The organism is Paenibacillus sp. 598K (genome assembly GCF_003851045.1).
Taxonomy (GTDB): domain Bacteria; phylum Bacillota; class Bacilli; order Paenibacillales; family Paenibacillaceae; genus Paenibacillus_D.
On the sequence record NZ_BFBX01000162.1, the window covers coordinates 3331 to 3917 of the forward strand.

General features: G+C 68.0%; 1 protein-coding gene. It reads left to right on the forward strand.

Translation table 11 applies throughout. The features are described from left to right. Positions 1-587: Lhr family ATP-dependent helicase (locus tag PA598K_RS36745; RefSeq protein WP_446674106.1), on the forward strand; the 587-nt coding region annotated here is incomplete at both ends.

Below are 587 nucleotides of genomic sequence, written 5' to 3' on the forward strand. Positions count from 1 at the left end.
GGCGCGCGACTGGCTGCGCGAGCTGGAGGCCACCGGTCTCGTCGCCGAACTCCGCTTTGGCAACGAGGAGCGCTGGCTCTGCAGCGACGAGTTGGAGCTGTACGAGCAGTTCCCGGCGACGCCAGCCGCTGTAGCGCTGGTCGCCGGGCGATTCGCCGAGTACCGGATGTCCTTCACGGCAGCGGAGCTGCAGGACCGTTACCCGATACTGAGCGATCGCGAGACCTCGCAGGTCATCGAGGAGTTGCAGCGGCAAGACAAGATCGAGCAGGCTCCCTTCGCCTCGCACCCGGACGAGCCGCTCTGGAGCAGCCGCAAGGTCGCTTCGCGCATCGTACGCCTCTCGATCCAAGCGGCGCGGCGGCGGGGTACGGCCGTCAGCCCCGAGCGCTGGTGCACGCAGATGACGATCATGCAGCATGTCGCGCAAAGCTCGCGACTCAGCGGCAGCGACGGCCTGCGCAGTATCATCGAGCAACTGCAGGGCCTGTTCCTGCCGCTGTCGCACTGGGAGTCGATCATCCTGCCGGCCCGCCTCCAGGACTACCGACCGGACGCGCTCGATCTGCTGTGCGCCTCCGGCGAGG